22 protein-coding genes and 1 pseudogene are annotated in these 25,788 nt (G+C 67.9%); 16 read left to right on the top strand and 7 right to left on the bottom strand.

From position 1 onward, the window contains the following. The first annotated feature begins 99 nt into the window (after positions 1 to 99). Positions 100 to 853: pseudogene (locus LFM09_RS40295) on the top strand (PIG-L family deacetylase). Between the two features lie 54 nt (positions 854 to 907). On the opposite strand, the gene LFM09_RS40290 reads toward LFM09_RS40295, so the two are convergent. Beyond that, a complete protein-coding gene (locus LFM09_RS40290; RefSeq protein ID WP_414101906.1) occupies positions 908 to 1,510 on the bottom strand; it encodes an LPXTG cell wall anchor domain-containing protein in 603 nt (200 codons plus the stop codon). A gap of 131 nt (positions 1,511 to 1,641) precedes the next feature. Continuing rightward, positions 1,642 to 4,500, bottom strand: a complete 2,859-nt coding sequence (locus tag LFM09_RS40285; protein WP_414101905.1) for a DEAD/DEAH box helicase — start codon at positions 4,498 to 4,500, stop codon at positions 1,642 to 1,644. A gap of 60 nt (positions 4,501 to 4,560) precedes the next feature. Between LFM09_RS40285 and LFM09_RS40280 the strand changes: the two genes are divergently transcribed. Further along, positions 4,561 to 5,250 carry a heparin lyase I family protein gene (locus LFM09_RS40280; protein ID WP_414101904.1) on the top strand — a complete coding sequence of 230 codons (690 nt, stop codon included), beginning with the start codon at positions 4,561 to 4,563 and terminating at the stop codon, positions 5,248 to 5,250. Here the strand turns inward: LFM09_RS40280 and LFM09_RS40275 are convergent. Together LFM09_RS40275 and LFM09_RS40270 are read right to left on the bottom strand one after the other, a co-directional pair. Next, positions 5,220 to 5,900: a Ku protein gene (locus tag LFM09_RS40275; RefSeq protein WP_414101903.1), complete on the bottom strand. Its 681-nt coding sequence runs from the start codon at positions 5,898 to 5,900 to the stop codon at positions 5,220 to 5,222. The two genes, LFM09_RS40280 and LFM09_RS40275, sit on opposite strands and share 31 nt — an antisense overlap. Before the next feature lie 270 nt (positions 5,901 to 6,170). Then, the gene (locus LFM09_RS40270) at positions 6,171 to 7,556 is read right to left on the bottom strand and encodes an SDR family NAD(P)-dependent oxidoreductase (protein ID WP_414101902.1); all 1,386 of its coding nucleotides are present in this window, start codon (positions 7,554 to 7,556) and stop codon (positions 6,171 to 6,173) included. 36 nt (positions 7,557 to 7,592) lie between these two features. Between LFM09_RS40270 and LFM09_RS40265 the strand changes: the two genes are divergently transcribed. The 4 genes from LFM09_RS40265 to LFM09_RS40250 all read left to right on the top strand — a co-directional run bounded on the left by LFM09_RS40265 (position 7,593) and on the right by LFM09_RS40250 (position 10,218). Next, positions 7,593 to 8,309 carry an HAD family hydrolase gene (locus LFM09_RS40265; protein ID WP_414101901.1) on the top strand — a complete coding sequence of 239 codons (717 nt, stop codon included), beginning with the start codon at positions 7,593 to 7,595 and terminating at the stop codon, positions 8,307 to 8,309. Beyond that, complete coding sequence (locus tag LFM09_RS40260; protein ID WP_414101900.1) at positions 8,306 to 8,464, top strand: hypothetical protein; 159 nt, start codon at positions 8,306 to 8,308, stop codon at positions 8,462 to 8,464. The genes LFM09_RS40265 and LFM09_RS40260 overlap by 4 nt, the downstream gene beginning before the upstream one ends. Before the next feature lie 63 nt (positions 8,465 to 8,527). Then, the gene (locus LFM09_RS40255; RefSeq protein WP_414101899.1) at positions 8,528 to 9,730 is read left to right on the top strand and encodes a hypothetical protein; all 1,203 of its coding nucleotides are present in this window, start codon (positions 8,528 to 8,530) and stop codon (positions 9,728 to 9,730) included. Continuing rightward, positions 9,727 to 10,218 (top strand): SLATT domain-containing protein, encoded by a 492-nt coding sequence (locus LFM09_RS40250; protein WP_414101898.1) that lies wholly within the window; start codon positions 9,727 to 9,729, stop codon positions 10,216 to 10,218. The genes LFM09_RS40255 and LFM09_RS40250 overlap by 4 nt, the downstream gene beginning before the upstream one ends. Before the next feature lie 290 nt (positions 10,219 to 10,508). Here the strand turns inward: LFM09_RS40250 and LFM09_RS40245 are convergent, their stop codons facing one another. Beyond that, positions 10,509 to 11,192 carry a DUF2306 domain-containing protein gene (locus tag LFM09_RS40245; RefSeq protein WP_414101897.1) on the bottom strand — a complete coding sequence of 228 codons (684 nt, stop codon included), beginning with the start codon at positions 11,190 to 11,192 and terminating at the stop codon, positions 10,509 to 10,511. A gap of 89 nt (positions 11,193 to 11,281) precedes the next feature. On the opposite strand from LFM09_RS40245, the gene LFM09_RS40240 reads away from it, so the two are divergent. The 10 genes from LFM09_RS40240 (at position 11,282) to LFM09_RS40195 (ending at position 24,033) form a co-directional block, all read left to right on the top strand. Continuing rightward, positions 11,282 to 11,497 carry an RNA-binding S4 domain-containing protein gene (locus LFM09_RS40240; RefSeq protein ID WP_414101896.1) on the top strand — a complete coding sequence of 72 codons (216 nt, stop codon included), beginning with the start codon at positions 11,282 to 11,284 and terminating at the stop codon, positions 11,495 to 11,497. 366 nt (positions 11,498 to 11,863) lie between these two features. Continuing rightward, positions 11,864 to 13,357 carry a sugar transferase gene (locus tag LFM09_RS40235; protein ID WP_414101895.1) on the top strand — a complete coding sequence of 498 codons (1,494 nt, stop codon included), beginning with the start codon at positions 11,864 to 11,866 and terminating at the stop codon, positions 13,355 to 13,357. A 14-nt stretch (positions 13,358 to 13,371) separates the two neighbouring features. Then, positions 13,372 to 14,397 carry a Gfo/Idh/MocA family protein gene (locus tag LFM09_RS40230; protein WP_414101894.1) on the top strand — a complete coding sequence of 342 codons (1,026 nt, stop codon included), beginning with the start codon at positions 13,372 to 13,374 and terminating at the stop codon, positions 14,395 to 14,397. Then, positions 14,394 to 15,380, top strand: coding sequence for an NAD-dependent epimerase/dehydratase family protein (locus LFM09_RS40225; protein WP_414101893.1), 987 nt, complete (start codon positions 14,394 to 14,396; stop codon positions 15,378 to 15,380). The genes LFM09_RS40230 and LFM09_RS40225 overlap by 4 nt, the downstream gene beginning before the upstream one ends. After that, on the top strand, positions 15,356 to 15,676 hold the full coding sequence (locus LFM09_RS40220; RefSeq protein WP_414101891.1) for a hypothetical protein: 321 nt from the start codon (positions 15,356 to 15,358) through the stop codon (positions 15,674 to 15,676). Before LFM09_RS40225 ends, LFM09_RS40220 begins: the two co-directional genes overlap by 25 nt. 16 nt (positions 15,677 to 15,692) lie before the next feature. Further along, positions 15,693 to 16,823: a DegT/DnrJ/EryC1/StrS family aminotransferase gene (locus LFM09_RS40215; protein WP_414101890.1), complete on the top strand. Its 1,131-nt coding sequence runs from the start codon at positions 15,693 to 15,695 to the stop codon at positions 16,821 to 16,823. Between the two features lie 148 nt (positions 16,824 to 16,971). Then, complete coding sequence (locus LFM09_RS40210; protein ID WP_414101889.1) at positions 16,972 to 21,753, top strand: DUF4082 domain-containing protein; 4,782 nt, start codon at positions 16,972 to 16,974, stop codon at positions 21,751 to 21,753. Next, entirely contained in the window at positions 21,750 to 22,397 is a 648-nt protein-coding gene (locus LFM09_RS40205) for an acetyltransferase (RefSeq protein ID WP_414101888.1), read from the top strand. The genes LFM09_RS40210 and LFM09_RS40205 overlap by 4 nt, the downstream gene beginning before the upstream one ends. Next, positions 22,394 to 23,476, top strand: coding sequence for a DegT/DnrJ/EryC1/StrS family aminotransferase (locus tag LFM09_RS40200; RefSeq protein ID WP_414101887.1), 1,083 nt, complete (start codon positions 22,394 to 22,396; stop codon positions 23,474 to 23,476). Before LFM09_RS40205 ends, LFM09_RS40200 begins: the two co-directional genes overlap by 4 nt. Before the next feature lie 5 nt (positions 23,477 to 23,481). Then, entirely contained in the window at positions 23,482 to 24,033 is a 552-nt protein-coding gene (locus LFM09_RS40195; protein WP_414101886.1) for an acyltransferase, read from the top strand. A gap of 279 nt (positions 24,034 to 24,312) precedes the next feature. Here LFM09_RS40195 and LFM09_RS40190 read toward each other — a convergent pair whose 3' ends face one another. Next, positions 24,313 to 24,630, bottom strand: a complete 318-nt coding sequence (locus LFM09_RS40190) for a hypothetical protein (RefSeq protein WP_414101885.1) — start codon at positions 24,628 to 24,630, stop codon at positions 24,313 to 24,315. Positions 24,631 to 24,987: 357 nt separating this feature from the next. Then, a partial coding sequence (locus tag LFM09_RS40185) for a DUF222 domain-containing protein (RefSeq protein ID WP_414101884.1) occupies positions 24,988 to 25,788 on the bottom strand: 801 nt, incomplete at its 5' end.

The following is a 25,788-nucleotide window of genomic DNA, read 5'->3' as shown; positions in this document are numbered from 1 at the left end:
CGGGCTTGCAGGACACGGCCTGGGGTCTGATCCCCACGGTAGGGAGCCGCGCGGGCCTGCGGGAATTGGGAAGTTCCATTCGCGGGTAACGTCGCGGACATGGCAACACTGGTGACGTTCCACGCGCATCCGGACGACGAGTGCATCGTCACGGGCGGGGTGATGCGGAAGGCGTACGAGGAGGGACACCGGGTCGTGCTCGTCGTGGCGACGCGCGGCGAGGTCGGCGAGATCCCGGACTTCCTGGAGGACGGCGAGGAGCTGTGGGAGCGCCGGGTGGCGGAGACACACGCGGCGGCCGACCTGCTGGGCGTGGCGCGCGTGGAGTTCCTGGGCTACCTGGACTCCGGGATGATGGGCGACGAGCTGAACTCGCGACCGGGCTCGTTCTGGACGGCGGACGTCGAGGAGGCCGCGCAGAAGCTCGCCGCGATCCTGGTGGAAGAAGACGCTTCCGCTTTGACGATCTACGACAGTTTCGGCGGCTACGGCCACCCGGACCACATCCAGGTGCACCGCGTGGGCAAGCGTGCGGCGGAGATCGCCGGAACGCGCGCCGTGTACCAGGCGATGATGCGCGAGTCGGAGTTCGAGGAAGCCATGCGGCGCGTGGGGATGGAGAACCCCCCCGGGCATCGACATGGACGGCGCCGTGCCCGAGTCGGAGATCAACGTCGGCGTTGACGTCTCGAAGTACCTGGACGTGAAGCGGGCGGCGATGCGCGCTCACGCCTCGCAGATCCCCGAGCAGTCCTTCTTCCTGGCGCTGGACGACGAGACGTTCGCGATCCCGTTCGGCACCGAGTGGTTCATCCGCGAGGGCCACGGCCCGGAGACCACTTTGGACCTCTAGCAAGCAGAAACGGGGGCGGCCCGCAGGACCGCCCCCGTTCGTCGATCAGCTAGTTCACGCGCGACGACGGCGCAGGAACAGCAGGGTGCCGGCACCGGCGCCCACGAGCCCCAGACCCGAGAGCAGCAGCCACATCGGCGACGCACCGGTCGCCGCGAGCGGCGGTTCCGGCGTGCTGCCACCGGGAGCCGGTGCAACCGGAGTCGACGACGACGGCGGCGTCACGGAGGACGAGGGCGCCTCCGACGGCGTGCTCGGCTTCGGCTCCTGCGGCTTGGACGGCTCGCTCGGCTTCGGCTGCTCCGGCTTGACGCACGGCGGAGTCTTGTGCGTCTTCTCGTAGTTGTACTTGTCGCCGTCCGAAGCCTTCACCGTGATGGTGAAGGTGTGCGCGACCGTGCCGTCGGCCTCGAACTTCTTCTCGCCCCAGCTCTGGCCGAACGTCTCGTCGACCAGGACCTTGTCACCGTCCTTGATCAGCACGGTGTTCTTGTTGCCGCCCGCGTACTGGGTCAGCTTGACCTTCAGCACAGCCTTGTCCTTGACGCACTCCGCTGAGGACACCGGGGTGTGTGCGCTGGCCGGGGTGGCCAGTGCCAGCGAAGCCAGGGCCGCGGTGGCCGCCACCGCGAACGCGCCGAGAACTCTGCTTGCCATGGAATCTCCTGCTCTGGTTGGTGCGTTGGCGGATCGAGCACATCAGATAACTGAATCACCCGACCGGGTGAACCGCGCCACGCTAGCAACAGAGAGCGCTCGAAAGGTCACCGTATGACAACGCTAAGGTGTCACCACGGATAGATCCTCATGTTTTCTGTTAGGCCGATGGCACCGGCCACAAGTCGCATCTGTTCCACGCCCCGGACGTCCGCGTCCAGCAGCTGTGGCGAGCAGATCATCACGGCGAGCGCCTGGGCACGGGAGAGTGCTACGTTCAATCTGTTACGTGACAAAAGAAAGTCCAGGCCACGCGGCAGGTCCACGGTGGACGACGACGTCATGGACATGATGACCGCAGGTGCCTCCTGCCCCTGGAACCGGTCCACTGTGCCCACCCGCGTTTCGTCGAAACCCGCATCTGCCAACCGTCTGCGGATGATCCTGACCTGCAGGTTGTAGGGCGCGACGACAAGCACGTCCGCACACGTGAGTTCGCGCGTTCGGCCATTGTCAGTCCACGTACGACCGACTATGCGCCGCACGGTGTCCACCACGGCGTCGGCTTCCTCGGTCGACGACGTGATGTTGTGCTGGTGGTCGACCTCACGCAGGTAGATGCCGGGCTCGATGCCTTCAATGCCGCGGTTGTGGGCAGTTTCGTGCGAATGGAGCAGTCCCGCGTAGGACAATTCGGACACCGGCTTGCACACCGCGGGGTGCATCCTCCGCGTCTCGGCGAGGAAATAGCCCAAATGGTCAGGGATGACGTCGGCGTCGCCGAGCAGGTGCCCGAGCGCGGAGGCGTCACTGCCGGGCGGGTGCACGCCCTGCACGACCTGGGGCAGCTGCTGCGGATCTCCCAGCAGCACGAGGTTCTTGGCCGCCGTGCCCACCGCCACCGCGTCGGCGAGCGCGAACTGGCCGGCCTCGTCGATGATCATCACGTCGAACGGCTGCGCCTTGATCACGGCGTTCGAGAACGTCCACGCGGTGCCGCCGACGAGGTGTCCCTGCGGGTGTTCCTCACGCCACCTCGCGAGCGCGCCGTTGTCCTTCGGTTGGTCCCAGGGAACGTCCTCCTCGGGCTTTCCCTTGGGGCGCTTGGCCATCGGAATGCTCGGGTCAGCTGATCCGAGCACGTTCTCGACGGCCTTGTGCGACGTGGAGGTCACCGCGACGGTCTTGCCCTGGTCGATGAGGTGCTTGACGAGCTTGGTCGCCAGGTACGTCTTGCCGGCACCGGGCGGGCCCTGCACGGCGAGCGTGCCACCGTCGAGCTGGTCCACCGCCTTGATCACGGCCTGCACGACGTCGGGGTGCTGCGGCAGCTGGCCCGGTGGGGTGCGCAGCAGCAGGTCGATGCCGGGGTTGCGGGGGAGCAGCGGCAGCAGGTGGATCGCCTGCTCGGCCAGTTCCGCGACGGCTTCGTCCTTCGGTGACGCGGGAACGGGACTACCGGGGAGGACGGCGATCGGCAGTTCGGCGTGCTCCGCGGAAGCGCTCTCAGTGATCACGAGCTCGTACGGGTTGTCGTCCGCCACGGCGGCGTTGCGCGTGACGTTGCCGGGGTAGAGGAGCCGGACCTGCTCGCCCTGCCCGAACGGATGAGGGCGCTCCGGGTCGATCCGCGCGTGCACCTGACGTTTGTGGGTGCGGATCCGCCCGCTCGGCGGCACCCAGTCCTCAGCTCGCAGCGTGATCGGGACCGCGCAGTTGGAGTCGGTCTCCAGATCGGAGATCGGTGCTGCGGCCTGCCGGAAGAAGTCCCCCCAGGCGGGACTTGACTCGCGCCGGTGGTAGCCGACCGTGGCCGCGAACAACGTGTGGCCTTCTGCGATCAACGGCTCGGTGAGCGCAGCCATTCTTCTCGCGCGCTCTGCCGCCTTCTCTCGTGCGGCCTCGTCCTGCTCCTGCGGTGGCGCGGTCTCGACGCCGTGCTCGCGCTTGATCCTTTCGAGCAGGTCGCGCAGGCCCCGAGTGGGGATCTCGTCCTGCACCAACGGTTTCAGCGCTGCGAGCGTGTACTCGCGGGTGGAGATCCGCAGCACCCGGCGGGTGAGCGCACCGAGGTCCACGCAGCGCTTGACGAGTTCGTCCACTTCGGACTCTTTGGTCGCGCTGCGGGCGGCTCGCGCGGCGAGGTCGTGCGGCGTGAAGTGGTAGACCGTGCCGGCCGGTGTGCGGTCGACGAACTCGGCGAAAGTGCCTTCCCAGCCGGGCGTGCGGAACGTGTCGCCGTCCACTTCGAGGAACACGTCGTCCTCTTGCGGTTCGGGCAGGTTCTGCAGCGCTTCCGGCGCGACGACCTCGTACGTGGTGACGCCGGTGCGTTCCTGCTGCACCTGCAGCCTCGCCTGCGCGGTCAACGCGGTGAAGCTCGCGGGCGACAGGGTGGCGGGCCGTTCCTCGGTCCGTGCAAGCTCGTCGATCGTTTCAATGCCGGCCGAAACCAGTTTCCTGCGCTGGTCCGCCCGCAACCCGGCCACGAGCGACAGGTCACGTGCCTCTTCACGCCCGGTCGCGCAGTGACAGGCGAACCGGCAGCCGTTGCACGCGGCCCGGACGTCGCCCCACGACCGTTTCGGCACCGGTGCCGGGAGCCGGGCCTTGAGGCGGTTGAGCAGCGGGATGAAGTCGGCGACCCGGAACGAGCTGCGCCGGCCGTCGACGACCAGGTGAGCGGTTGAGGCTTGGAGTGCCTGTGCGACCGCGGTCAGGCTCAGGACCGCCAACGGCGTGGCTTCCTGGGCCTCGGCGACGGGTTCGTAGCCGTCCGGGGTCCTGATGAGCGTCTGCGCCGTGCAGTGGAACTCGCCGTCGAAGAAGACGGGGTTCTCGATGATGTCCCGGCCGGCGCGCATCTCAGCGGCGGTCCGGTCGGCCTCGGCCTGGAGTCGGTCCGGCTCGCCCTGCCGGTCGTTGCGTCCCAGGTAGCTGCGGTGCTCGCACTCGAGCAGGTCGACGAGATCGGACGGGCTGGCGAGCATGGGCACTGATGTTAGTGTGCTGCGCCGCCGCCACCCGGCACCCGTGGAAGGCGCGTTTTCATGCTCCCCCTGCTCATGGCGGCACTGCTCGCGGCACAGCCCCTGCCCGGTGTGGACTTCCAGAACGAAGGCACCCTGAACGGCTGGGACTACCACTACACCCAGAAGAACGGCGTCATCCGCGACGTCACGAACGTGAAGTACAAGGGCTCCACGGCCATCGAGGCGCGGCAGACCTACATCGGCGAGACCGGCGGCTACCACTCGGAGACCATCGACCGCGGCGCGCAGTCGGTCGGGGAGGACCGCTACTACGGCCAGGCGATCATGCTCCCGGCGAACTGGCAGTTCCACAACCAGAACGTCACGTTCCAGCAGTGGTCACCGGAAGACCCCGAAGGCCCGTGGCTGCTGATGTTCGTGCAGAACGACGAGATCCGCTTCGGCGGCTCCGGCGGCATCTCCGGAACCGCAGGCAAGATCAAGCGCGGCGAGTGGACCCGCATCGTCACGCGCTTCAAGCTGGCGCGCGACACCGGCAAGTTCGAGGTCTGGATCAACGGCACCCGCGTCGTCTCCCGCACCCAGACCGTGCTGCCCAAGACGTCGAAGACGATGCGGTGGTCCTCCGGCATCTACTGCACGGCGTGGCGCACCGGGAAGCCGGCGGGACAGTCCACCCTGTCCATCTACCACGACCACCACCGCATCGCGACGAGCTACGCGTTGGCAGAGCCCGCCAACTGGTAGTCCACCAGCTGCAGCAGCGCCTCGTGGTGCTGGTTCGGGTAGTCGTGCGGCCGGAACGGCCGTGTCTGCGCCCGCACCAGCGCCGCCGCGGCAGCCAGTTCACCGGTGCGCACCTCGGTGTCCCGGTGCAGGAACGCGAAGTGCGGCTCGCGCACCTCGTCCGGCCACAGCAACGTGTGCAGCACCAGCACGCCTTGCTGTGGCCGGATCGCGGCGAGAGTCTCCTTGCCGCGCAACCCGAACTTCACGATGGCCGCGGTCTTGGTGCGCTCCAGGGTCTCCCTCAGCAGCACGTACGAGCGGACCGACAGATCGTCCGGCTCGACGTAGTAGCTGCGGTGCAACGCGATCGGGTCGACATCGGTCTGCGGCGTGAACTGCTGCACGTCGATGACACTCGGCTCCGGCTCCGGCAGCTCACCCGGATCGATCTGCACGATGCGCCCGTCGTCGAGCTCGTACCCCCGCCCGATGTCCTCCGGCGTCAGCCGCAGCGAGCACTCACCGCACACCTGCTGGTGCCGCACGCGCCCGCTGTCCTCGCGGTGCACCAGATGCACCCTGCTGCGGTGCTCGGTGGCGGCCGAGACCAGCCGCACCGCCATCGTCGTCATCCCGAACCGAAGTGCTCCCCGCCACACAGTTCTCATGACAAATGGGTACTCGAACACGTGGTCGAATATGCCCCTGGCCTGACGAAAGGGCTCGTTCGGGTGCGTCCGACGGGTACCCCGGACACGTGCGCCACCAACGCCGCTGTTAGAGGTGGTGCCGGTGCGCTGATGGTGGCGCCTGTGGGTGCCGGTCAGACCCACACGACGCGGCCGAAGGCTGCGGCTTCTTTGGCGGCGCGGCCGGAGGCTGCGCCGTTCTTCAGAGCCGCCGGAGGCGGGGGTGGTGGGCGGGGGAAATGAACACAGCTACCAGGGCGCAGTCGCGTAGTCCTTCAGGAAGCACCCGTACAGGTCCTCCCCGGCCTCACCGCGCACGATCGGGTCGTACACCCGCGCGGCCCCGTCCACCAGGTCCAACGGCGCGTGGAACCCCTCATCGGCGAGCCGCATCTTCATCGGGTGCGGCCGCTCGTCGGTGATCCACCCGGTGTCGACGGCGGTCATCAAGATCCCGTCCGCCTGCAACATCTCCTCGGCACTGGTCCGGGTCAACATGTTCAACGCGGCCTTGGCCATGTTCGTGTGCGGATGCCCGGAACCCTTGTAGGCACGCGAGAACTGCCCCTCCATGGCGGACACGTTCACCACGTACTTACGACGGAAAGCCGACTTGGCCATCGACGACCGCAGCCGCGAGATGAGCAGGAACGGCGCCGTCGAGTTGCACAGCTGCACCTCGAGCAGCTCCACCGGATCGACCTCGTCGACGTTCTGGATCCACGAGTTCACCGCGGCGGTGTCCGGCACCAACCCACCGGCGTCGATGTCCTTGGACCCGGCCATCAATGCCAAAGTCGTCACCGAGTGCGCCTCGGGCACGGCGGTCCCGGGCAACGCCAGCTGCCCGTGCCCACCGAACGAGATCAGCTCGGGCCGCCGAGCGTCCCCGGTCAACGCCTCGTGCTCGGCGGCAGCCAGCGGAGCGTAAGCACCAGCAGACCGGCGCACGGTCTGCGCGGCGTTGTTGATGAGCACGTCCAACGGGCCGTGCGCAGCCACCTCGTCTGCCAGCGCCAGCACCTGGGCCGGGTCGCGCAGGTCGATGCCCACGATCTTGAGCCGGTCGATCCACTCGGCGGAGTCGGGCATCGACGCGAACCGGCGCGCGGCGTCCTTGGGGAACCGGGTGGTGATCGTGGTGTGCGCACCGTCACGCAGCAGGCGCAGCGCGATGTACATGCCGATCTTCGCGCGACCACCGGTCAACAGCGCGTTGCGCCCGGTCAGGTCCGTGCGCGCGTCACGCTTGCTGTGGTTGAAGGCGGCGCAGGCCGGACACAGGTTGTGGTAGAAGGCGTCTACCTCGACAAACCGCTTGCGGCACGTGTAGCACGAGCGTGCGCGCAGCAGCGTGCCGGCAGTGGCACCGGCGGCGTTCGACACCAGGGGCAGGCCCTGCGTCTCGTCGTCGATGCGGTCCGGCGACCCGGTGGCGGTCAGCGCGGTGACCGCGCGGTCGTTGGCCGTGATGGCGGCCCGGCGCTCGGTCTTCCGGAACTTCTTCGCGGCCTTGAAGATCTTCGCGGTGGCCCGGCGGACGCGCACCGCGTCCTCGTGCTCCGCGGGCAGGTCCTCGACCTGGGCAAGCACGCGCAGGCAGACTTCCAGCTCTGCGGGGTCGATCGAGGTCATGAGCAGGCATTTTACGGTGTGAGGGGTGGTGGTCCGGTGACCGGGCCCGAACTGCTGGTTCTGTGGGACATCGACAACACGCTCATCGCGGCGCGCGGCTTCGGCGGACTCATGTACCGCGACGCCTTCCAGACGGCGTTCGGCAGGGACCTGCAGCGCGTCGACCTCGGCGGAGGCACCGAGCTGGACATCATCGCGGTGACCCTGCGCGAGCACGGCATCGAGCACACCGAGGAGGCGTCCCAGCTCCTCGCGAACGCGCTCGCCGACTCCTTCGAAAGCCGCCGCAGCGAGCTTCCCGGCCACGGCGAGGTGCTCCCCGGTGCCCAGCAGGCGCTGCACCACTTCGCGAACGACCCGCGCGTCCACCAGGGGGTGCTGACGGCCAACCTCAAGAGCGTCGCGAAGATCAAGCTGGAGGCGTTCGGGCTCGCGGATCTCGTCGACTGGGACGTGAGCGCGTTCGGCGACGACCACGCCGACCGGGCCGAGCTCGTGACGCTCGCGAGACACCGCGCCCAGCACATCCGGCCCTTCACCCATGACGAGGTCGTGCTGATCGGCGACACCCCGAACGACGTCTACGCCGCCACGAAGTCCGGGGCGCGGCTGGTGGCGGTGGCGACCGGCCGCAGCAGCAAGGAAGACCTCGAACAGGTCGGCGCGAAGACCGTCCTCGACGACCTGAGCGACCTGGAAGAGCTGACCAGGCAGGTGTGGGCGGCCCGAACACAGGGAAACCGCACAGCATGAATCCCGAAGCACCCGAGGCGGACGTGCAGGAGCAGCAGCGGGAAGTCGTCCCGCAGGAGCCACCTGAGACGCTGACGACGCCGTTCGAGGCGAACGAGGTCGACGCCTACGAGCAGCAGCAGGAAGTACCACTGGACGAGGAAGACCAAGCCTGACGGCGCTGTCCGGGGTCTGAACGGCTCTGGTCTGCGATCGATCACGGCGTTATGGTGCGCGGCATGCCCACAGCAGGCGGCCCGACAGTCAAACGGCTGTCCCAGCCGGACGCCGACATCAAACCCAAGGCCCTCGGCTTGCCCCGGGGGCGGACGGTGATCTCGGTCTTCGGCTCCACACAAGACATCGAGACGGATCTCGCCGCGAAGTTGTTGCCGGTGCTCAGGTCCGTCGTGGTGACCGCGGCCCGCAACGGCGCGGTGTTCGTCACCGAAGGCACCGACAGAGGCGTTGTCCACTTGCTGGGCATGGCTTTGCAGGCGTGCGAGCAACGCTGGCCCGTCGTGGTCGGTGTCGCGCCCAGCAGCAAGGTGCACGACCTCACCGAAACCTCCACCAACGGTCAGATCGCGCTGGAACCCAACCACAGCGTCGCCGTCATCGTCCCCGGTTCGGAGTGGACGGACGCGACACCTGTGCTGTTTCGCACGATCGACGCCGTCCGGCACAAGAAGCCGGTCATCGCACTCGTCGTCGGAGGCGAGAGCGAGAAGGAGGTCGTCGATCATCTGAGCGGTGACAACGCACTCCTGGTGCTCGCCGGCACAGGTGGCCTCGCGGACCGCATCGCGACGGGCGACCTCACCGGCGACCTCGCGGTGCTGGTGCGCAGCGGCAAGATCTTCATCGTCCACGTCGACGAGGGTCCCGGCAAGACCGTCACCGCCCTGGAACGGTTGCTGGGCAAGGAAAAGCCCGTCAAGCCACCGAAGATCCTGCCCAAGATCCGCTACCGGGCACCGGAACCCCGGCCGCTCGTCGACCCCGGCTTCGTCGTCGCGTACCCGTTGCTCGCCGACGCCATCCACGACGCGAACCAGGTGGTCGCGCCGGCGTTCCACGAGCTCGACGCGCAGGCCGACGTCGAGCAGAACCGCTACCGGCTCATGGCCGTGCTGGCGATCGCGGGTGGGCTCACGACGACGGTGTTCGGCGCGCTCCAGACGTGGCTCAACAACACGCCGTGGCCCGGAGTCCTCGTCGTGGCAGGCGGTGCCTTCGCCGCGGCCATCACGATCGTGGCGCGCAAGCGGGAGTCGCTCGACAAGTACCTCACCGCGCGGTCGCGGGCCGAACGCCTCAGGGCGCTGTACTTCGCGCATCTCGCGGCCCCCGCGCCCGCGACGGAAGAGGAACGCCAGGACAAGGTGGCGGACCTGGAGGCCGCGGTCAGCGACCGCAAGCACGAGGTGGTCAGGACATGAGTGCGTCTACTGATCTGGAGCGCGAGAACGGGGCCGCGGACGACACCGCGAGCGCCGGGGTGGCGAGGAAGGTGACTGTCGAGCAACGGCAGGCCCAGTTCGTCGAGGCCTACCTGAGGCACCGCTTCTCCGACCGCCTCGACCACTTCGAACGCGGCCGCAAGCGCTACTCCAGCGCTCGCACGTGGACGGTCGCGATCGCGGCGGGTCTGTTCATCGCAGCGGCCGCAGCGGCGGCCGTGGGGATGGCGGACGGCCCCCGCCGGGCACTTTGGGGTTTCGCCGCAACGACTTTGGCCGCTCTGGCCACCGCCGTGTCGCTGTACGAGGCCACGTTCGGGTTCCGCCGCCTGGCGCGGGAGAACGCCACCACTTCCGTTGCCCTGCAACGGCTCGCGGTGGACGGTCCCACGCCGGACGATGTGGACGGAGAAAGGCTCGTTGCATTTGTGACCGAAGTGGAGTCCGTGCTGCGGTACGGCCGATGACGCGAATTCCTGGCAACAATTGATCAAGATTGGAGCCAGGAAAACGCTTTCTGCACGAATGTGGCTGTTGCACGCTCTGTGGGTGATCGATTACGGAAAGCACTAGTTCTGGTGTTTCGGTCACCCCGTTGCCATGATGACCACATCCCCCGATGCGGAAGCAGGCACGACATGACTTGGGCGCGTCCCGCGATCGCCGAGCCCGAAACCGGCACCTTCGCCGAGGCAAAGGCTCTGGAAAAGGAGCACAGCACGATTCAGAACAGCAAGGCGGCACGGACCGTGGCCTGTCACGCCACGGACGCGCTCGACTGCGCTGACCTGCTCGAAATGCTGGGTCTCAACGCTGCGGAGGGCAAGGTCCGGGCGTAGCCCCGGGACCCGATCCACCACTCGGCCACCAGCAGGTTCACCACGAACGACAGCCAGTTCGCGGTGGCGAAGATGAGCAGCCCGTCCCCCTCGGGCATCAGTGCGCCGAGCAGCAGGCCCCACAGCCGGCCGGTCACGGCAGCGCTGGTCAACGCGAACCCGCGGATCATCCAGATGCGGTGTTCGCCGAACTTGCGCTGCCGTGCGGTCCGCAACCCATAGACGGCGCTTATGAACCAAAGTGCCGACAGCACCGTCAGCGGCGCCTGTGACGCCAGCCCGGCGAGCGACAGCTGGGCGCACACGACGCCGAGCAACGACGACGGCAGCACCGCCGCGAAGTAGACGCGGCCCATCACCCGGTGCACCCGCGGATGCCGCGCGCGCAGCCCGGGCCAGAACTGCGAGACACCCGCCAGGACCGCGACCGTTCCGGTGAAGATGTGCGCGACCAGAAGGCCGTAGTGGACCGGTCCGTGCAACGGCGGCCTGGCCTGGCTCATGTCCAGTGTGACGTAGGCGCTGGCGGCGAAGATCGTTATCGCGACGCAGACGAGTCCCGACACCGCCAACCAGGCGACGTACCCCCTCGAAGTTTTCATAACCTCAAGCCTGTCAACGACTTCACTCGAACGCGCTGGGGTTCGCCCCCGAGCGCGCGGTGGGGTACGCCCTACTGGAAGATGGGCGCATGCGGACGGTCGAGATCTCCGAAGAGCCGATCAGGCTAGGGCAGTTCCTCAAGCTGGCTCAGTTGGCCGAGGACGGCGCGCACGCCAAGGAGCTGATCGAGGACGGGGAAGTCCACGTCAACGGCTCTGTGGAGGTGCGCCGCGGGGCACAGCTGCGCCGCGGCGACGTAGTAGTGGTCAACGGTGACGAGGTGCGCATTTCCGTCCGGCCGTAGAGCATTACTCCGTTCAGCGGTAAGAGCATGCACAACAGCAGTCGATCGAACTAGGGTCTGAAGACCTGTTCTGAACGATTCCCCCGCGACATACGTAACCATTATGTCCCTTGTGGACACGTGGAATCGTCTTGCGTGGCCGAGGTTTCCAGACGGTGAGACGCGCGTCACGTCCGATATTCGGGCACCGGGGAAACTTTTTTCCAGGGCCTGTAACGCGGATGCCTGAACGTACGAATCACCGGTTGCGAGCTTCGGCCGCCGCGCACGAATGAAGGCTTGCCGGAGAGCGAAGTTTCAAGGTCCTCGGGGTGACCTGCGTACGTGCACGTCCGGAATCGCCGCTGAGCCGGGGAGATCAGAACGATGAGTGAGCAGGTCCGCGCTGCCCGTGACGTCGATGGGCTGCGCTCCACGCTCAATCCTCTGTCCGAACACAGACAGACGCACCCACCTGTTGCCCGTTGGGAGAGCCGCTACCGCTACGCCGTCATCACCGCCGATGTGCTGACCGTTGCCCTGGTCGTCATCGCCGTCGGTGCCCTCATGAGCATGCGTCACGCCGCCTTCGGCCCGCTTTCCCTTGCCCTGTTGGACATACTCACAGTGGTTGTCGTGGTCGGCTCCCTCGCGATCAACCGCGTGTGGACGCCGACCGTCCTCGGTCAGGGCGCCGAGGAGTTCCGAAGACTCGGCCGGGGTTTGTTCGGTGCCGTCGTGGCGCTCGGCCTCGGAGCGCTCGCCGTCGACATCCCCGGCGCCCGCCTGTGGGTATTCGTCGTAGTTCCCGCGATCGCCCTGGTCGCGTTCCCCATGCGCTACCTACTGCGCCGCCCGCTGCACCGCGGCCGCAGTGAAGGCCGCTTCCTGCTCTCCGTCCTCGCCGCAGGCAACCTGGACACCGTCGAGGACCTCATCCACCGCACCAAGCGCGTCGCCCACCTGGGCTGGCGCGTGGACGCGATCTGCACGATCGACGGCCGCGGCCGCTCCGGCACCCAGGTCGACGGTGTCCCCGTCGTCGGACAGCTGCGCGAGCTCGCCGAGCACGTCCGCCGCGGTGGCTACCGCATCGTCGCCGTCACACCGGACGCCTACTGGACACCTCGCCGTCTCCAGCAGCTCGCGTGGGCGCTGGAGGGTTCCGGTGCCGAGATGGTCGTCTCGCCGGGCCTCATGGAGGTCGCCGGTCCTCGTCTGCACATGAGCGCCGTGCTCGGCATGCCGCTGCTCCGGGTGAGCGAACCGGCACTGAGCGGATTCCGCCGTCTGGTCAAGGACATCGTCGACAGGGTGGGCGCGTTCGTGTTGCTCGTCCTGCTGTCGCCGCTGATGTTCGCCGTCGCCGCGTTCGTGATGATCGACAGCCGCGGCCCCGTGTTCTACCGCCAGAAGCGCGTCGGCAAGGGCGGCCAGCCCTTCACGATCATCAAGTTCCGCACCATGGTCACGAACGCCGACGCGTTGCGCGCCAGGCTCGCCGCGGCGAACGAGGGTCACGGTCTGCTCTTCAAGATGAAGAAGGACCCGCGCATCACCAGGGTCGGCACGTTCCTGCGCCGCTACTCGATCGACGAGCTGCCGCAGCTGTTCAACGTCCTCGCGGGCAGCATGTCGCTCGTCGGCCCCCGCCCGCCGCTACCGGAGGAGACCGCGAAGTACTCCTCGGACGTGCGGCGCCGCCTGCTCGTGAAGCCCGGTTTGACCGGTTTGTGGCAAGTCAGCGGACGCAGTGACCTCTCGTGGGAGGAGTCGATCCGCCTCGACCTCCGCTACGTCGAGGACTGGTCGCTCGCCCTCGACGCCGTGATCTTGTGGAAGACCTTCCGCGCCGTGTTCGGCGGTCAGGGGGCCTACTGATGGAGAAATCTCCTGTGGTTGGAATCGCTGTCATCGGTGCCGGGTACTGGGGCCCGAACCTCGTCCGCAACGCGCAGGCGACGCCCTCGCTGCACCTGCGCCACCTGTGCGACCTCGACGTCGAGAAGGCCCGGCGCGTGCTGGGGCAGTACTCGACCGTGCGCGCCACGGCGTCGCTGGACGAGGTGCTCGCCGACCCCGAGGTGCACGCGGTAGCCATCGCCACACCCGCTGCCACGCACCTGCCCGTCGCGCTGGCGGCGCTGGAGGCCGGCAAGCACGTTCTCGTCGAGAAGCCGCTCGCGGCCAACTTCGAGGACGGCCTGAAGCTCGTCGAGACCGCCGAACAGCGCGGCCTCACGCTGATGCTGGATCACACGTTCGCGTACACCTCCGCCGTGCAGCACCTGCGGAAGATCATCCGCGGTGGCGAGATCGGCGACATCCAGTACATCGACTCGGTGCGCATCAACCTCGGTCTGGTGCAGCCGGACGTGGACGTGCTGTGGGACCTCGCTCCGCACGACCTGTCGATCTTCGAGGCGATCCTGCCCGACGACGTGCACCCGGTCGAGGTCGCGGCGCACGGCTCGGACCCGATCGGCGCGGGCGTCGCGTGCGTCGGCCACCTGACCGTGCGACTGTCCAACGGGGCAATCACGCACGTGCACGTGAACTGGCTGTCGCCCACGAAGATCCGCACGATGGTCATCGGCGGCTCGCAGCGCACGGTCGTGTGGGACGACAACAACCCGGCGCAGCGTCTGTCCATCTACGACCGCGGTGTCGACCGTTCGGAAGAGCAGCAGAAGATCTCCTACCGCACCGGCGACATGGTGGCGCCGGCGCTGGTGGAACGCGAGGCGCTGCGCACGATGATGGCCGAGTTCGCGGCGTCCATCACCGAGAAGCGCCCACCGCTCACCGACGGTCGCGCGGGCCTGCGCGTGCTGGCGGTGCTGGAGGCGGCGTCGGAGTCGCTGCGCTCCGGCGGAGTTTTCGTTCCCGTTCAACAAGTGGAAAGCAGGGTCAGTTCGTGACTGCCCAGAATGATCTGGCTCAGCCGATCACCGGTCAGCGCGTCCTCGTCACGGGTGGCGCGGGCACGATCGGGTCGTCGGTGGTGGACCAGCTCGTCGAGGCGGGCGCCGCCGAGATCGTCGTGCTGGACAACTTCGTGCGAGGCCGCCGGGAGAACCTGGCTCAGGCGCTGGAGTCCGGTGTCGTCCGCATCGTCGAGGGCGACATCAACGACAAGACGCTGGTCCACGACCTCACCGTGGGCAAGGACCTCGTCTTCCACCTCGCCGCCATCCGCATCACCCAGTGCGCCGAGGAACCGCGCCTGGCGCTCGAGTGTCTGGTCGACGGCACGTTCACGGTCATCGAGGCCGCGGCGGCCGCCGGCGTGAAGAAGGTCATCGCGTCGTCCTCGGCGTCGATCTACGGCCTCGCGGAGTCGTTCCCGACGAACGAGCGGCACCACCCGTACAACAACGACACGTTCTACGGTGCGGCCAAGGCGTTCAACGAGAGCATGCTGCGCAGCTTCAAGGCCATGTACGACCTGGACTACGTGGCGCTGCGCTACTTCAACGTGTACGGCCCGCGGATGGACGTCCACGGTCTGTACACCGAGGTGCTCATCCGGTGGATGGAGCGCATCGTCGACGGCAAGTCGCCGCTGATCTTCGGCGACGGCGCGCAGACGATGGACTTCGTGCACGTGCACGACATCGCCCGCGCGAACATCCTCGCGGCCAAGGCGCCGGTCACGGACGCGGTCTACAACATCGCGTCCGCCAAGGAGACATCGCTCAAGGAGCTCGCCCTCGCGTTGCTTGCCGCGATGGACTCCGACCTGCCGCTGGAGCACGGCCCGGAGCGGAAGGTGAACGGCGTGACGCGCCGGCTCGCCGACATCTCCGCCGCCGCGCGCGACCTCGGGTGGAAGCCGGAGATCGAGATGGACGGCGGGCTGCGCGACCTGGTCGCGTGGTGGCGCGCAGAGAAGAACGCCTGACCCTCCAGACCGCGGCTGCGGCGCCCGCCGGCACCCCCAGGCCAGGCCGGCGCTGCAGCCGCACCCCAAGCACGAACTGCACCGCACGAACGTTCGTCGGCACCGCCTTCTGGCTGGTGCCGGCGGACGGGAGAACCGCAGGAACGTTCGTGGGCGCCGCCTCCGGGTCGGCGCTCGCGGACGACAGCACCACAAGGACGTTCGTGAGCACCACCGCCAGGCCGGTGCTCGCGGACGGCAGATCCACCAACCGCCAGGTCGCGTGCGGCCTGGCGCACGCCAATGAAAGGCAGTAGAGCCTTGATTCCGGTTATGCGGCCGTTGCTCGGCGAAGAAGAAGCGCTCGCCGCCGCCGAGGCCGTCCGGTCCGGCTGGGTGGCGCAGGGCCCGCGGGTCCGCCAGTTCGAAGAAGCCTTCGCCGCGTCAGTCGGCGCGGCGCACGGCGTCGCGGTCTCCTCCTGCACCACCGGCCTGCACCTCGCCGTGCACCTGCTCGGCGTGGGCCCCGGTGACGAGGTGGTCGTGCCGTCGCTGTCGTTCATCGCCACCGCCAACGCCGTCCGCTACACCGGCGCGACCCCGGTGTTCGCCGATGTCGACGCCGCAACCGGCAATCTGACCGCGGAGACGGTGGAACCGGTCCTCACGGCAAAGACCCGCGCGGTGATGGTCGTGCACCAGGCCGGCGTGCCCGCGGACGTCGACGCGCTGAAGGCGTTGTGCGAGCCGAAGGGCATCGTCGTCATCGAGGACGCGGCCTGCGCGGCCGGCTCCACCTACAAGGGCAAGCCGGTCGGCACGAACGCCGTCCTGGCCGCCTGGTCGTTCCACCCGCGCAAGCTCCTCACCACCGGTGAGGGCGGCATGGTCACCACCGACGACGCGGATTGGGCCATTCGGCTCAAGCGCTTGCGGGAACACGGGATGAGCGTCTCGGCGGCGGACCGCCACAACGGCGGCTCGGCGGTCATCGAGCAGTACCTGGAGACCGCGTTCAACTACCGGATGACGGACATCCAGGCCGCTGTCGGCCTGGTGCAGCTGTCCAAACTGGACGCGATCATCGCCCGTCGCCGAGAGTTGGCCGCGCGCTACCACGAGTTGCTCGAAGGCACCGGAGTCACAGCGGTTTGTGACCCCGAGTACGGAACAACGAACTACCAGTCATTCTGGGTCTGGCTGCCGGAAGGCGCGCCGGACCGCCAGGAAATCCTTGCGGGCCTTGCCGAACGCGGAGTCTCGGCACGGCGCGGAATCATGGCGTCACACCTCGAACCCGCCTACGAGGGTCACCCCAGCGCACCGCTGCCGGTGACGGAGGCTTTCACCGCCAGGACGCTGATTCTCCCGCTGTTCCACGACATGACGTACGACGAGCAGGACACCGTCGTGTCAGCGTTGTCGGAAACTCTCCACACATTCCATCTGACCGTACGTGGTTGAAAGATAAAGATTGAGCCAGAACCGGAACATTTTTGTGTTGGCACGTAACAGCTTCAACCGGATCGCCGACGTTCGGAGTAGCAGCCCTGTGCTGTCCAGCGTAGTGCGCGGATCACACACGGTAACTCCGTCCGAGAGGTGAAACCCAATGGTGGCTCAGGACTCGCGTCTCGTGCGGGTGCTTGTGATCACAGCATTAGTGGCATCCACGATGTTCGTGCTCGGGGTCTTCAACGCCCCCAACGCCAACGCTGCTCCATGTGACTTCCCGGTCACCAACAAGGTCGCGTGTGAGAACACGCAGCCCGGTGCCGACAACTGGCAGGCGCAGTACCGCGACGACGCGATCCTCGGTTACACGACCGACATCAGCTACAACGTCGGTCAGACGGTCAGCTTCAAGATGCTGACCTCCGCGTCGTCGTACAAGCTCGACATCTACCGAATGGGTTGGTACGGCGGTAAGGGCGCCCGGTACATGGGGACCGTCAACCGCAACACCCCGCAGAACCAGCCACCGTGTCTGCGGGACGCGCCGACCGCCCTCATCGACTGCGGCAACTGGGCCGTGTCGGTCACCTGGAACATCCCGTCCACCGCGGTCTCCGGTATCTACTACGTGCGCATGACGCGCAACGACACCGGCGCCCAGAACGAGATGGCGTTCGTCGTCCGCGACGACAGCTCGACCTCCAAGGTGTTCTTCCAGACCTCCGACGCCACCTGGGTCGCGTACAACCGCTACGGCGGCAACAGCCTCTACTTCGGTGACGGCCCCGGCCAGGGCGGCAGCTCGTACAAGGTCAGCTACAACCGCCCGTACACCGGTGGTGACGGCGACGAGAACTTCATCTTCAACGCCGAGTACCCGATGCTGAGGTTCCTGGAGCGCAACGGGTACGACCTCAGCTACACGACCGATGTGGACTCCGCGCGGCGCGGGCACCTGATCAAGAACCACAAGGTGTTCATGGCCGTCGGCCACGACGAGTACTGGTCGAACGAGCAGATGGCGAACGTCATGGCGGCCCGCGACGCGGGTGTCCACATGGCATTCCTCACCGGCAACGAGATCTTCTGGAAGACCCGTTACGAGAAGAGCATCGACTCGTCCCAGACGGACTGGCGCACCATCGCCTGCTTCAAGGAGACCAAGGGCACCCAGAACGACGGCCTGAGCGACTGGACCGGCACGTGGCGCGACCCGCGCTACAGCCCGCCGCAGGACGGCGGCAGGCCGGAGAACGCGTTGCTGGGCAACATGTTCACCGTCAACGGCCGTCGTGACGACTCGCTGCAGGTCCCGGCCGCGTACGGCAAGATGCGGCTCTGGCGCAACACCGACCTGCAGAACATGGTCGCCGGCAGCACGTACACCTTCGAGCCCGGCACGCTGGGCTACGAGTGGAACACCGTGTACGACAACGGCTACCAGCCCGCCGGCGTGGCCCAGATGTCGCGCACGACCGTGCAGCTCGACGGCTACTACGCGCTGAAGAACTACGGCGACGAGTACGGTTCGAGCACCGAGACGCACGCGATCACGTACTACCGCGCGCCGTCCGGTGCGCTGGTGTTCGGCGCGGGCACGGTGCAGTGGGCGTGGGGCGTCGACGACGAACACGCGTTCCTCACCAACACCCCGACCTCGGACAAGCGGATCAAGCAGGCGACGGTCAACTTCCTCGCGGACATGGGCGTGCAGCCCTACCAGCTGTGGGGACCCGACCAGCTCACCATCTCCGGTGCCATCTCGGACAACGCGGCACCCGGCGTGCAGATCACCACGCTGCCCTCGCAGTCGACGGTCGGCCAGCCCTACACGTTCTCCGGCACCGTGATCGACGCGTCCGGCCGTGTGGCGGGCGTCGAGGTCTCGACCGACGGCGGAAACCGCTGGCACTACGCCAACTGGCAGGCCGGGCAGACGACGTGGAGCTACACGTACACGCCGTCGCAGTCCGGTGCCGCGCAACTGCGGGTCCGCGCGGTCGACGACTCGCTGAACCTGTCGACGCCGGTGCAGGCCACGCCGAACGTGGCCGCCCGCACCTGCCCGTGCGGCATGTTCTCCGGCCAGGAGGTCCCGAAGGTCACCTCCGCGGACGACAGCTCGCAGCTGGAGCTCGGCGTGAAGTGGAGGGCCGCCAGCAGCGGTTACGTCCGCGGCGTCAAGTTCTACAAGGGCACGGGCAACACCGGCACGCACACCGGGTCGCTGTGGTCCGCCAACGGTGACCTGCTCGCGACCGGCACGTTCACCAACGAGAGCGCCACGGGCTGGCAGACGCTGCTCTTCCCGTCGCCGATCGCGGTGACCGGCAACACCACCTACGTCGTCTCGTACTTCACGCCGACGGGCCACTTCGCGTACGACACCGGCGGGTTCTACAGCCAGCAGGCGTACATGGAGCCGGTCACCGGCCTGAAGTCCGGTGTGGACGGTCCGAACGGTGTCTTCCGCTTCGGCGCCGGCTTCCCGAACAACACGTTCGACCACACCAACTACTGGGTGGACGTCGTGTGGGCGCCGGACCCCGGTCCCGACACCCGCGCGCCGATCCAGACCGCGATGAACCCGGTGTCCAACGCCGGCTCCGTCGCGCTGAACACCACGGTGTCCGGCACGTTCGACGAGAACGTCACGCTCAGCTCGGCCCAGGTCACGGTGACCGGCCCGTCCGGTGCGGTGACCGGCACGAAGACGATCTCGAACGACGCCCGCACGATCACCTTCACGCCGTCCGCTCCGCTCGCGGCAGCAACGGCCTACACGGTGACCATGAGGGCGGCCGACGCGTCGAACAACCTGTCCTCGCAGGCGAACTGGACGTTCACGACGGGCTCGCCACGTCCGGCGACCTGCCCGTGCACGATCTGGGACGACTTCGCGGCACCGGCCGTGATCGACGCCGGTGACACCACCGCGGTCGAGCTCGGCACCAAGGTCCGCTTCGACGGCAAGGGCGAGGTGCTCGGCGTCCGCTTCTACAAGGGCACCGGCAACACCGGCACGCACATCGGTTCGCTGTGGACCTCCACGGGCCAGTTGCTGGCTCAGGGCACGTTCACCGCGGAGACCACGTCCGGCTGGCAGAAGCTGATGTTCAACTCGCCGGTCGCGGTGCAGGCGAACACGACCTACGTCGTGTCGTACTACGCCCCGAACGGCCGGTACTCGGTCAGCTCCGGCTACTTCAACGGCCAGGGCGCGGACTACCAGTCACTGCACGCGCTGCAGAACGGCACGGACGGCGGCAACGGCGTCTACCGCTACGGCAGTGGTGGCGGCTTCCCGACCTCGTCGTACAACGCGACGAACTACTGGGTCGACGTCATCTACCGCAACGGTCTCAACGGCGACACCACGCCGCCGACGCTGACGAACCGCACGCCGGCCGTCGACGCGACGAACGTGGGCCTGCAGACCGCGCTGACGGCGACGTTCAGCGAGCCGGTCGACCCGGCGTCGGCGCAGATCTGGCTGAACGACCCCAAGGGCGGCAAGCTCGTCGGCTCGGTGTCGCTGTCCGCAGACCAGAAGACGGTCACCTTCACGCCGTCCGGCAAGCTCGTCGCCGGCACGCGTTATCAGGCGCACGTCGGCATCGCGGACGTCAACGGCATCGCGATGGCGACGCCCGCGGAGTGGGGCTTCACGACCACGACCACGCCGACCTGCCCGTGCTCGCTGTTCAGCACGGCGACGGTGCCCGCGATCACGTCCGCTGACGACAACGGCGCGTACGAGCTGGGTGTGCGGTTCACGCCGCAGCAGTCCGGCCAGATCACCGGTGTCCGCTTCTACAAGGGATCGGGCAACACCGGCACGCACACGGGTTCGCTGTGGAACGCCTCCGGTTCGCGCTTGGCGACCGGCACGTTCACCGGTGAGACCGCGACCGGCTGGCAGACGCTGACGTTCTCGCAGCCCGTGATCGTCAGCGCCGGGCAGACCTACACCGCGTCGTACACGACCACCACCGGCCACTACGCGGTGAACGGCGGGTACTTCGGGACCGGTGCGGTGGACTCGCCGCCGCTGTCGGCGCCGCAGGAGCAGAACGGCGTGTTCATTCCGGGCAACGGGTTCCCGACGATGACGTACGGCTCCGGCAACTACTGGGTCGACGTCGTCTACCAGCCGAACGCGGACAACGTCGCGCCTGTCCTGCAGTCGCGCACGCCGCTGTCCGGTGCGTCCGAAGTGGACCTGACGTCGACGGTCACCGCGTCGTTCGACGAGGCGGTCGACCTGAACGGTGCGCAGTTCACCGTCACCGACCCCGGTGGCGCTCGCATCGCCGGCACGCTGTCGCTGTCGCCGGACAGCAGGATGGTCACGTTCACGCCGGCTGCTCGCTTCGCCGCGTCCACCGCGTACTCGGTGAGCGTCAGGATGTCGGACACGTTCGGCAACATGATGGCGAACCCGGTCACGTGGTCGTTCACCTCGGCGACGACGCAGACCTGCCCGTGCTCGCTGTTCAGCGCCGCGACCGTGCCGACGGTAACTTCGGCTGACGACAACGGTGCGTACGAGCTGGGTGTGAAGTTCACGTCCACGGCCAACGGCCAGGTCACCGCGGTGAAGTTCTACAAGGGCGCCGGCAACACCGGCACCCACACCGGGTCGCTCTGGTCAGCGGACGGCACCCGTCTGGCGACCGGCACGTTCTCGAACGAGACCGAGTCGGGCTGGCAGACGCTGACGTTCACGACGCCGGTGTCGATCACGGCGGGGACCACGTACGTGGCCTCGTACACGACGACGACGGGGCACTACTCGATGAACGCCGGCTACTTCGGCTCGGTGACCTCACCGCCGCTGGGCGCGAGCCCGTCGGCCGGCGTGTTCACCGCCGGGTCCGGGTTCCCGACGTCGACCTACAACGGTGGCAACTACTGGGTGGACGTGGTCTTCCAGTGAGTTCTCGGCCGTTGCTGCTCATCGGGGCAGGTGGGCTCGCTCGCGAGGTGATCGCGGCGGCCCGCCTCCTCCCGGAGTCCTGGCGGCTGGTGGGCGCGCTGGACGACTCCGCAGCCCTGCACGGCACCCTGATCGACGGGGTGCCGGTGCTGGGCGGGCTTGATCAGCTGGCCTCACATCCGGACGCGGCCGTCGTGGCGTGCATCGCCAACGCTCGGCGGCCGTTGTCCCGGCTGTCTTTGGTGTCACGTCTCGGGCTGCCGGACGAGCGGTGGGCGACCGTCGTTCACCCGGCGGCCGTCACGTCCGGAGCTTCTCTGGGCTGCGGCACGGTTCTGCTGGCGGGCGTCGTGATCACGACCCCGCTGTCCGTCGGTCGGCACGTGGTGGCCATGCCCCACGTGCTGATCACCCATGACGACGTTGTCTCGGACGGCGTCACGTTCGCCGGCCGCGCGTCCTTGGGCGGTTCGGTTTTCGTGGGGGAGTCCGCGTACCTCGGGCAGGGAGCGATGGTGCGCGAGGGTCTGAAGATCGGCGCCGGTGCCGTGGTGGGCATGGGCGCCGTGGTTCTGCAGGACGTGCCTGCAGGAGAAACGTGGGCCGGCGTGCCGGCCCGCCCGTTGCGTGGGGAGAGCGCGTGATCGAGATTCCGCTGGTGGACCTGCGTGCCCAGCACGAGCAGGTGGCCGACGAGGTCGCTGACGGCTGGGCCGAGGTGCTCAAGACGACAGCCTTCATCAACGGCCCCCAGGTCGCCCGGTTCGAGTCGGAATTCGCTGCCTACCAGGAAGTTCCGCACGCCATCGGTGTTGGCAACGGCACCGACGCGATCGAGCTCGCGCTGCGTGCGCTGGGTGTGGGTCATGGCGACGAGGTCGTGTTGCCCGCCAACACCTTCATCGCCACCGCCGAGGCTGTCGCGCGTTGTGGCGCGACGCCGGTGCTGGTGGACTGCGTCGACGACACACTGCTGATCGACGTCGACGCGGTGTCCTCTGTGGTCACTTCACGCACCAAGGCCGTTGTGCCCGTGCACCTCTACGGCCAGGCCGCGCCGGTCGAGCTGCTGCCCGCCGGTCTGCCGGTCGTCGAGGACGCCGCGCAGGCCCAGGGCGCACGTCGCAACGGGGTGGCTGTCGGTGGTCTTGGCGTTGCTGCCGCGACCTCCTTCTACCCCGGTAAGAACCTCGGCGCCTACGGCGACGGTGGCGCGGTGCTGACCACGTCAGACGCCGTCGCTGAGTCGGTTCGGTTGCTGCGTGAGCACGGGTCGCCGCGCAAGTACGAGCACCCGGTGCTGGGCTTCAACAGCCGCCTCGACACGCTGCAGGCCGTGGTGCTGTCCGCGAAACTGCGCCGGCTGGAGGGCTGGAACCAGGCCCGCCGCGCCGCTGCCCTGCGGTACACCGAGATGCTGGCTGACGTTTCACGCGTTCGGGTTCCGGTGGTTCTGGACGGCAACCTTCCCGTGTGGCACCTCTACGTCGTGCGCGTGCCTGAGCGCGACCGCGTGCTGTCCGCGCTGCACGCCGCGGGCATCGGCGCCGGCATCCACTACCCGACGCCGCTGCACAAGACCGGCGCGTTCGCTGGTTTGGCCGGCTCGTTCCCGGTCGCCGAGCAGTCTGCTTCGGAGTTGCTGTCGCTGCCGCTGTTCCCGGAGATCACCGAGGCGCAGCAGGCACGCGTGGTCGAGGCGCTGACGGAGGCCCTGCGGTGAGTGGCGTGCGTGTGCACCCTCAGGGGCTGTGCGAGTCATCCGACGTCGGCGACGGCACGCGCGTGTGGGCTTTCGCGCACGTGCTGCCGGGCGCGCGCATCGGCCGTGACTGCAACATCTGCGACGGCGCGTTCGTCGAGTCCCGCGCGGTGCTTGGTAACAACGTGACGGTGAAGAACGGCACGCTGGTGTTCGACGGCGTGACGTGCGAGGACGACGTGTTCCTCGGGCCGAACGTGTTGTTCACCAACGACCTGCGGCCTCGCGCTCATGTGAAGAAGACCGGCGACGCGCTGGAGACCACGCTGGTCCGTCGCGGTGCCACGCTTGGCGCCGGCACGGTCGTGGTGTGCGGCATCGAGATCGGTTCGTACGCGTTCGCGGCGGCGGGCTCGGTGGTCACGCGGTCGGTGCCTGCGCATGCTTTTGTCGCGGGCAACCCGGCGGTCGTGAAGGGCTGGGTCTGTGCGTGTGGTGCGCGGCTCTCAGAGTCCTTCACGTGCTCTGAGTGCGGTACCCGGCACGAGGAGACCCCGGACGGCCTGAAGGTCGTCTAGCGCGCTTCCTGAGCCGCCGGAGCCAGCTTCTTGGCTTCGGCGGCTCTTCTGTTGCTAGGGGTGTGGTGCGGGTTCGGCTGCAGTGAGAAGCAGGTAGTCGATCATGAAGTATGCGATCGAGTGCTCGTTGTCGACGTCCTGGCTCATGCGTGGGCGGACGCCCGAACCTCGCTCAGGGAAGCCTCTGCCGCCGCCAGTTCAGCTTGGTGACCGTCTTTGGCCAGCGGGTCGAAGACGAGGATCGCGGTGGCGCGCAACAACGGCAGGAGGTCCTCGTGGTCACCGACGCGGGGAGGGACGCGAAGCCTGCTGAGACACCACGCGAGCCTCCGCTCCACACGTCTGTACTGGTCGTGTGTTTTCGAGTCGAGTGCGGTAGGCGAAGTCCCACTCGCGTCGCTGCCGCCTGCTCATGACGCGTTCCACGATGAGCGCGGCGACTGCGACCTCGAACGAGACGCCGGCGAGCTCGGCCAGCAGGTCGGGCGTCATCTGGCTGCCGTAGAGGGCGAGTCCTACTGCTGACCACACGATCGCGGACAGCAACGCGATTCCACCGACTGGCGCGAGGATGTTCGGCGCGCATCTTCTGGGCACCTACTGCTATCGCCGGGTGGCCGGTCTCTGCAACGCGGGTTGGGCGGCGGTGGTTGCGGGGCGTGGTCCTGTTGCGTGCGGTCGGCGCCGGATGCGTGCGTGGTTGCAGGGGTGCGGGTTGCGTAGGAGGCCGGTCCAGCGCGGATGCGGTCCGCTGGTGCCCCCGTTAGGCGGCGTGGGTCGGGCAGGTGCGTGGTCTTCGGCGTCGGTCGACGGACGCGGAGAGCTGGCGACGAGGTTGGCTTCCCCACCGCAGGCCGGTTGGGCGACGTGGATCGGGCTGGTGCGTGGTCTTTGTCGTCGGCCGATGGTCGTGGGTAGCCGGCGGCGAGGTGGGCTTGCCTGCCGCGGGGTCGGTTAGGCGACGTGGATCTTGTTGCGTCGGGGTCTTCGGGCGGGATCGATGAAGGCTGGCGGCAGGAATGTTGGGACGCCTGCGATCACTTTGATCTGCCAGTCGGAGTGGTGGATCAGGTCGTGGTGGCGGCGGCAGAGCAGCACCAGGTTGGTGAGGTTGGTGGGGCCGCCGTCGGACCAGTGGTGGATGTGGTGGGCTTCGCAGTGTTTTGGTGGTCTGGTGCAGCCTGGGAAGGCGCAGCCGCTGTCTCTTGCGACGAGCATGCGGCGCAGGCCTGCGTTGAGGGCTCTGGTTTTGCGGCCCACGTCGTGGATCTGGGAGCGGCTGCCCAGCACCATCGGGATGACGCCGGCGTCGCAGGCGATCTTGCGGACCTTGTCCATCGGGATGTGTTCGCCGTTGTCGAGGCGGGCGGTGCCGATGGCGGTGCGGAGTTTGTCGTAGTCCACGGTGATGGTGAGCTGGGCGCGTTCGCCGCCGTGGATGCGGTAAGAGTCGGCGCGCGTTGCCAGGTCGACGATCTCGCACAGGGCGTCGCCCTCGCGTTCGGGGGCGAACCTGAGGTCGTTGGGTTCGGGCTTGGCGAGCGGGTCGATCAACGCGTCCAGCTTCGCGCCGGTTTCGGCGTCCAGGTCGGCGGAGAGCAGGTAGCGGCCGCCTTCCCACTTGCGTCGCACGATGTTGCGCGGCTGGACCGGCTCGGGGTCTTTGGGTTCGGGGCCGTCCTGGTCCAGGCGGTAGGCCAGTTCCTTGCAGAACGCTTTGGCTGAGCGGGGTTCGTGTTGCAGGGCGTACTCGAC

This window comes from Lentzea alba (assembly GCF_047445655.1).
Classification (GTDB): Bacteria; Actinomycetota; Actinomycetes; order Mycobacteriales; family Pseudonocardiaceae; genus Lentzea; species Lentzea alba_A.
This window is presented reverse-complemented; position numbering and strand designations above follow the sequence as displayed.

What these genes read in the sequence shown, in the direction of transcription:
- LFM09_RS40250 (WP_414101898.1), top strand. Translation starts at nt 9,727, where the DNA reads ATGAGTGCGTCTACTGATCTGGAGCGCGAGAACGGGGCCGCGGACGAC.
- LFM09_RS40290 (WP_414101906.1), bottom strand. Translation starts at nt 1,510, where the DNA reads ATGGCAAGCAGAGTTCTCGGCGCGTTCGCGGTGGCGGCCACCGCGGCC.
- LFM09_RS40260 (WP_414101900.1), top strand. Translation starts at nt 8,306, where the DNA reads ATGAATCCCGAAGCACCCGAGGCGGACGTGCAGGAGCAGCAGCGGGAA.
- LFM09_RS40285 (WP_414101905.1), bottom strand. Translation starts at nt 4,500, where the DNA reads ATGCTCGCCAGCCCGTCCGATCTCGTCGACCTGCTCGAGTGCGAGCAC.
- LFM09_RS40240 (WP_414101896.1), top strand. Translation starts at nt 11,282, where the DNA reads ATGCGGACGGTCGAGATCTCCGAAGAGCCGATCAGGCTAGGGCAGTTC.
- LFM09_RS40275 (WP_414101903.1), bottom strand. Translation starts at nt 5,900, where the DNA reads ATGAGAACTGTGTGGCGGGGAGCACTTCGGTTCGGGATGACGACGATG.
- LFM09_RS40245 (WP_414101897.1), bottom strand. Translation starts at nt 11,192, where the DNA reads ATGAAAACTTCGAGGGGGTACGTCGCCTGGTTGGCGGTGTCGGGACTC.
- LFM09_RS40210 (WP_414101889.1), top strand. Translation starts at nt 16,972, where the DNA reads ATGGTGGCTCAGGACTCGCGTCTCGTGCGGGTGCTTGTGATCACAGCA.
- LFM09_RS40255 (WP_414101899.1), top strand. Translation starts at nt 8,528, where the DNA reads ATGCCCACAGCAGGCGGCCCGACAGTCAAACGGCTGTCCCAGCCGGAC.
- LFM09_RS40280 (WP_414101904.1), top strand. Translation starts at nt 4,561, where the DNA reads ATGCTCCCCCTGCTCATGGCGGCACTGCTCGCGGCACAGCCCCTGCCC.
- LFM09_RS40270 (WP_414101902.1), bottom strand. Translation starts at nt 7,556, where the DNA reads ATGACCTCGATCGACCCCGCAGAGCTGGAAGTCTGCCTGCGCGTGCTT.
- LFM09_RS40235 (WP_414101895.1), top strand. Translation starts at nt 11,864, where the DNA reads ATGAGTGAGCAGGTCCGCGCTGCCCGTGACGTCGATGGGCTGCGCTCC.
- LFM09_RS40215 (WP_414101890.1), top strand. Translation starts at nt 15,693, where the DNA reads ATGCGGCCGTTGCTCGGCGAAGAAGAAGCGCTCGCCGCCGCCGAGGCC.